This window comes from Actinoplanes sp. NPDC048791 (assembly GCF_040650095.1).
Taxonomy (GTDB): Bacteria; Actinomycetota; Actinomycetes; order Mycobacteriales; family Micromonosporaceae; genus Actinoplanes.
In genome coordinates this window covers 1-5,588 of sequence record NZ_JBEZGQ010000559.1, presented here as the reverse complement: position 1 = coordinate 5,588, position 5,588 = coordinate 1, and the positions used below count along the sequence as shown (strand labels likewise).

Genomic DNA, 5,588 nt, shown 5'->3' with positions numbered 1-5,588 from the left:
CCCACGCGCACCTCGTCGAGCAGGTCCGGCTGCATCGTGGGCTCGTCGGCGCGCTCGCGCAGGGTCGCCCGCAGGTCGTCTTCGAGCATCATCGCGAACCTCCGGAAAGGGTGGTGGACGGGGCCGGGCTCAGGTCGGCACGCAGCCGCGCGAGCCCCCGGGCGGCGTGCACCCGGACGGTCGAGGCGGCGCAGCGCAGCGCCTCGGCGATCTGCCGGTCGTCGAGGTCCTCGTAGTAGCGCAGCACCAGCGCGGGTCAGCCGGTCCAGCCGGGCCCACAGGTCGTCGCGCGCGGCGTGCTGGTCGGCGAAGTCGGGCACCGAGCGCCCCGGCGCCGAGGGGGTCTCCGGACCGGTCTCGCGCCGGCCCGGCCGTTCCCCGCTGGAGCGCCGCCGCAGCCAGGACACGTGCGACCGCACCAGGGCCGTACGCAGGTAGCCGTCCGGATCGTCCGCCTCGATCCGCGACCACCGCCGGTACGCCTTGATCAGCACCTCCTGTACGAGGTCCTCGCCCAGGTGCCGGTCCCCGCAGAGCAGATAGGCGAACCGGCGTAACGCGTCTCCCCGCGCTCTGACGTACTCCTCGAAACCATGGCGCACTGCCTCGCTCCCCCGCTGCGGTCGTGATGTCTGCCTCCAGGACGCCGTGGCGGCGCGATTCTGCTTACCGGAAACCGTAAAATCCCGGGAATCGCCGCTTCGACTGGCGCTGGGGCACCGGGAAAGTTAGCGTCACGGGCATGGCTGTCAAGGTGCTCGCGATCGTTCTGGCAGGTGGCGAAGGCAAGCGCCTGATGCCCCTCACCGCGGACCGGGCCAAGCCCGGTGTGCCCTTCGGCGGCATATACCGCATGATCGATTTTGTCCTGTCCAACCTCGCCAACGGCGGGTTCCTCAAGATCGTGGTGCTGACCCAGTACAAGTCGCACTCGCTCGACCGGCACATCACCAAGACCTGGCGGATGTCGACGCTGCTGGGCAACTACGTGACCCCGGTGCCGGCGCAGCAGCGGCTGGGCCCGCGCTGGTTCGCCGGCTCGGCGGACGCGATCTACCAGAGCCTCAACCTGATCAACGACGAGAATCCCGACTACGTCATCGTCTTCGGCGCGGACCACATCTACCGCATGGACCCCAAGCAGATGGTCGACGACCACATCGCCTCGGGCGCGGCCGTGACCGTCGCCGGGATCCGCCAGCCCAAGTCGATGTCCGATCAGTTCGGCGTCATCGACGTGGGTGAGGACGGCAAGAAGATCCGGGCCTTCCGGGAGAAGCCGGTCGACGTCGAGGGCCTGCCGGACGCCCCGGACGAGATCTACGCGTCGATGGGCAACTACGTCTTCACCACCCGGGCGCTGTGCGAGGCGGTCACCGCCGACGCCCAGGACCCGGACAGCAAGCACGACATGGGCGGCAACATCATCCCCATGCTGGTGGAGCGGGGCGAGGCCAACGTCTACGACTTCCGCGACAACGACGTACCGGGCAGCACCGAACGCGACCGCGGTTACTGGCGCGACGTGGGGACGCTCGACTCGTTCTACGACGCGCACCTGGATCTGATCGCGACGCTGCCGGTCTTCAACCTCTACAACATGGACTGGCCGATCTTCACCAACTACGGCTCCTGGCCGCCGGCGAAGTTCGTGCACGGCTACGACGACCGGCAGGGCCGCGCCGTCGACTCGATGATCTCGCCCGGGGTGGTCGTCTCCGGTTCCCTGGTCGAGCGCTCGGTGGTCTCCCCCAACGTCCGGGTGAACTCCTGGGCCCACGTCGAGGGCTCGGTGCTCATGGAGGGCGTGCAGGTGGGCCGGCGCGCGGTGGTCCGCAACGCGATCATCGACAAGAACGTGCTGATCCCGGAGGACGCCCAGATCGGCGTCGACCTGGAACGCGACCGCAAGCGCTACACGGTCTCCGACAGCGGCATCGTTGTCATCGGCAAGGGCCAGCGCATCGAGCCGTAGCAGTCGCGCCACCGCGACCGCCTCGGGTCAGAGGCGGTCGCGCAGCGTCTGGCTCGGGGATACGCCGTAACGCTCGCGGTAGGCGCCCGCGAAACGGCCCAGGAGGGTGAAGCCCCAGCGGGTCGCCACCTCGCTCACGCTGACCTGGCCCGGGCCGGCCCGGGTGAGTTCCGCGTGCACACCCTCCAGCCGCAGCCGGCGCAGGTAGGTCAGCGGGGGCACGCCGACGTGCTGGCGGAAGGATTCCTGCAGCACCCGGATGCCGACGCCCGCGATGCCGGCCAGCTCGGCCGCCGTGAAGGAGCGGCCCGGCTCGGCGTGCATCGCGTCCAGGGTCCGTTTCACCGTCCGGGGCCGCCGGGCGGTCGGCTGACCCGCCGGACCTTCGGAGAACGGGTGCTCGACCGCCTGGGCCAGCCCGCTGATCGCCAGCTCACGCCAGCGGCGCAGCAGCGGCGGCAGCAGGTTCAGACCGTCCGTCTGGCGGGTCTCGGCCAGCAGCAGCCGGACCAGCGCCAGCCAGCTGCGGCCCGGACCGCCCGCGAGCCCGAAGGTCGCCCCCAGCGGCAGCGGTGAGCCGACCTTGCGGTCCAGGGTCGCGTCGAGCTCACGTTCCAGGGCGAGGCGGTCCACCTTGAAGCTGATCAGCCGGCAGTCGGCCGACCAGCGCAGCGAGATGTCCCCGACCGGGCGGAACACCGCGGCCTGGCTGGGGTCGGCTGTGGTCGCCGCGCCCCGGTGCAGCACCTGGACCGCGCCGGTCAGCGGGGCCAGCACGTGGTACGCCGTCTCCAGGTTGCCGCTCTCGAGGCACATCTCGACGCCGTAGCTGATCTCGCCGATGGTGATCGGCCCGATCTGCGCCACCTCGCCGGAGAAGGTCACCTCGTCGGCGCTGCCGGCCGGTTTGATCTCCAGCGGACCGTAGTACATCCGCCGGCAGAACGAGCTCGCCTGTTCCACATCGGCCGTCCGGAGGCTGGCGGAAACCGCCACGTCCCCGTCCGGAGTTCCCGTACCGGGCTCCGGACCGGCCGCCCCTGCCGTGTCCATCCGCTCACCCTAGACCGACAGAGGCGTCACCGCGCGTCACACTTTGGCGGGTACCGGCCACTCGTACTCGGTGACCGAGCCGCTGCGCACGTCGACCTCGGCCAACGGGGTGACCGCGTCGCGCCAGACGACGTAGCGGCCCTCGGCCAGGTTGTCGATGACGACGCTGAACAGCACGCCGTCGCGCACGTACCGGGCGCGGACCGCGGCGTGGGTACGCGTCGCCGCGTCCCCCACCGGGCTCACCTCGATCTCGTGGCCGTGCAGGCTGCCCGGGGTGTAAATGACCAGCGCACCGATGCCCGCCCCGATGTTGAGGACCACGGTGCCCTGCCCGGACGGGTCGAGGGTGTGGTGATGGTGCACGCCCGCGCTCACTTGTCCGCCGGCTCGGGGTTGTTGAAGCCGTCGAACGGCACCCCGAGGTACGGGAACTTCTTGAGCAGCTTGGAGCTGGCGTCCTTGGCGGACAGGCCCTGCTCGACCAGCGCGGCCGCGGCGTCCGGCTTGAATTTCTCGTCCACCAGCGGCACGGTGACGCCGGCGATGGCCCGCAGCGAGATCGACACGACGTCGTCGGCGACGCGGCGCCCGTTCGGGAAGCCGGCCAGGTCACCACCGAGGATGCCGAACGCGTTCGGGTCCTCCTTGGTCGGCGGGACGGCCGTGTTCAGCCGCAGCATGTCGGCCTGCACGTCACCGGTGTTGTTCTGGAAGTCGTCGATCAGGCCGTCCGGGATGCCGGTGAGCAGGATCGCCACCAGGTCGGCCCGGGCGGTCTTGGCCTTGTTGAGCTCGGCCAGGTTGTCGAACAGGCCCGGGTAGAGCACCGGCAGCAGCGCACCGAGCTCCGGCTGCTCGACGAACTCGGCGAAACGCTTGTCCTCGCTCGGCGGCAGGCTGTTCCACAGGTCCTTCTGCGCCATCGGCACGATGACCTCGTTGAACAGCGGGTTGCCGAGCCGCGACACCTGGACCTGCGGGCCCACGTACACGTCGTCGTTGTCCTTCTTGCCGTGCCGGACCTGCACCTGGCGGCGGCTCGCCGAGGTCCAGACGCCGATGACGGCGCCCGGGTCGCGGCCGCGGACCTTCTTCTTGCCGTCCTTGCGCACGTAGTGCAGCGGCAGCTGGATGGCGATGCTGTGCACGTTCATCTTGTCGGTGGCGTTGACCGCCTTGCCGGCGTAGTTGAACAGCTTCTGCCCGACCAGGTGCTTGTCCTGGAACGGCCGCAGCGTGCCGAGGTCGAAGATCGCGCCCAGGTCGACGAAGAACGGGTCGGCGCGCTGGCCGGCGAAGACCTTCTCACCGGTCTTCAGCTTGTGCACCGCGTCCTCGGCGAGCTTGTCGTAATCCGGGATGGACAGCGGGCCGACGTTGCACGGCGGGCAGGGCAGCTTCTCGGCCAGCACCGTGTGCTTGCCGTGCGCGTCCACCTTGGTGACCGAGTAGAACTGCCGGCGGTTCCAGTTCTCGCTGTCGAGCGACTCGATCGGCCCGGTGTTGTACAGGAACGTCCGGTCGTTGCGCAGTTCGGTCCGGAACCGGAACTGGTACGTCAGATCCGGGCGGCCGTCACCGTTGGAGTCGACGTGGATCTCGTACAGCACGTCGTCGCCGAACTCGAAGAAGTTCGGGCCACTGGCCGGCAGCTGCAACGGCACGTAGTTGGCGATCAGCGTGACGGTGTCCGGGTGGTCCGGGCTCACGAACGCGTACAGGTCGGCGCTGTCGGCGACCGGGTCCTTGCTGATCTCCGGCGCTTCACGGTGCGATGACATGGAGGACTTCCTTACTCAGGAATCGGGGGGCTGGGTGAGGAAGCGATTCAGGCGCGCTTGACGGCCTTGAGGAGCTTCTCGGCGAGGTCGGGATCGGTCAGCGTCACTTTGGACCCGCCGGAGAACACGTCGAACGTGCCCTTCTTCGCGTCGCGCAGGGAAATCACCAGCGGCTCGCTGTCGCTCGAACCGGCCTTCTCGCCGGCGAGGCTGAGCCCGGCCACGCTGGCGCCGGCGGCGCCGACTCCCACCGTGGCGGCGATGGCAAGAACCCGACGGCGCGACAGGCGGTTAACCGCCCGCGTGCCGTAGTGGACACGACTCATGCTCGGCCTTTCGTCAAACGCTGCGGCGGTCTCCCGCCGTCGCGCGAATCGGGGTTATTGCCCGGGACTTACGTCGTCGACGTCCATCAGTACGAAGCCACCACCGCAGTGGTTCAAAGCAATTTCCCAGCAAAGGTTTCCTTCAGGTTGCCGTTGCCACGGAATCGATGAATGCGCAGCTCAACCAGGGAAAGGCCGATTACTGGGAGCGTTTCCGGGGCGATCGGAATCGGCCACTCACCGTCTCTCCGCGACTGCGTGGGGTGATCTTGGGACGGTGACCCGCAGGGATCTGGGTCGTTGAGGTTGAGGCCGGCACGAACACGGACGAGCGGGGTGGATGATGGCGAGACGATGGCTGGTCGCGGCGGTGCTGCTGCTCACGCTGGGCGGGTGCGGTGACGAACCGGAGGCCGAGCCGGCGACCGTACCCGTGCCGGCGACGACCAG

General features: G+C 69.1%; 5 protein-coding genes and 1 pseudogene. 1 reads left to right on the top strand and 5 read right to left on the bottom strand.

What is annotated here, in order from left to right:
* Nucleotides 1–88: 88 nt before the first annotated feature.
* A pseudogene (locus AB0C29_RS31015) lies at nt 89–602 on the bottom strand (SigE family RNA polymerase sigma factor).
* A gap of 140 nt (nt 603–742) precedes the next feature.
* Here AB0C29_RS31015 and glgC point away from each other — a divergent pair.
* Nucleotides 743–1,975, top strand: coding sequence for a glucose-1-phosphate adenylyltransferase (glgC, locus tag AB0C29_RS31010; RefSeq protein ID WP_360827557.1), 1,233 nt, complete (start codon nt 743–745; stop codon nt 1,973–1,975).
* Nucleotides 1,976–2,002: 27 nt separating this feature from the next.
* Here the strand turns inward: glgC and AB0C29_RS31005 are convergent, their stop codons facing one another.
* The 4 genes from AB0C29_RS31005 to AB0C29_RS30990 are packed head-to-tail and all read right to left on the bottom strand — an operon-like array spanning nt 2,003 to nt 5,138.
* Nucleotides 2,003–3,028, bottom strand: coding sequence for an AraC family transcriptional regulator (locus AB0C29_RS31005; RefSeq protein ID WP_360827554.1), 1,026 nt, complete (start codon nt 3,026–3,028; stop codon nt 2,003–2,005).
* A gap of 36 nt (nt 3,029–3,064) precedes the next feature.
* Complete coding sequence (locus AB0C29_RS31000) at nt 3,065–3,394, bottom strand: phospholipase (RefSeq protein ID WP_360827551.1); 330 nt, start codon at nt 3,392–3,394, stop codon at nt 3,065–3,067.
* An 8-nt stretch (nt 3,395–3,402) separates the two neighbouring features.
* Complete coding sequence (locus AB0C29_RS30995) at nt 3,403–4,812, bottom strand: DUF4331 domain-containing protein (RefSeq protein ID WP_360827548.1); 1,410 nt, start codon at nt 4,810–4,812, stop codon at nt 3,403–3,405.
* 47 nt (nt 4,813–4,859) lie between these two features.
* The gene (locus AB0C29_RS30990) at nt 4,860–5,138 is read right to left on the bottom strand and encodes a hypothetical protein (protein ID WP_212986598.1); all 279 of its coding nucleotides are present in this window, start codon (nt 5,136–5,138) and stop codon (nt 4,860–4,862) included.
* Nucleotides 5,139–5,588: the final 450 nt, after the last annotated feature.

What these genes read in the sequence shown, in the direction of transcription:
- glgC (WP_360827557.1), top strand. Translation starts at nt 743, where the DNA reads ATGGCTGTCAAGGTGCTCGCGATCGTTCTGGCAGGTGGCGAAGGCAAG.
- AB0C29_RS31005 (WP_360827554.1), bottom strand. Translation starts at nt 3,028, where the DNA reads ATGGACACGGCAGGGGCGGCCGGTCCGGAGCCCGGTACGGGAACTCCG.
- AB0C29_RS30995 (WP_360827548.1), bottom strand. Translation starts at nt 4,812, where the DNA reads ATGTCATCGCACCGTGAAGCGCCGGAGATCAGCAAGGACCCGGTCGCC.
- AB0C29_RS30990 (WP_212986598.1), bottom strand. Translation starts at nt 5,138, where the DNA reads ATGAGTCGTGTCCACTACGGCACGCGGGCGGTTAACCGCCTGTCGCGC.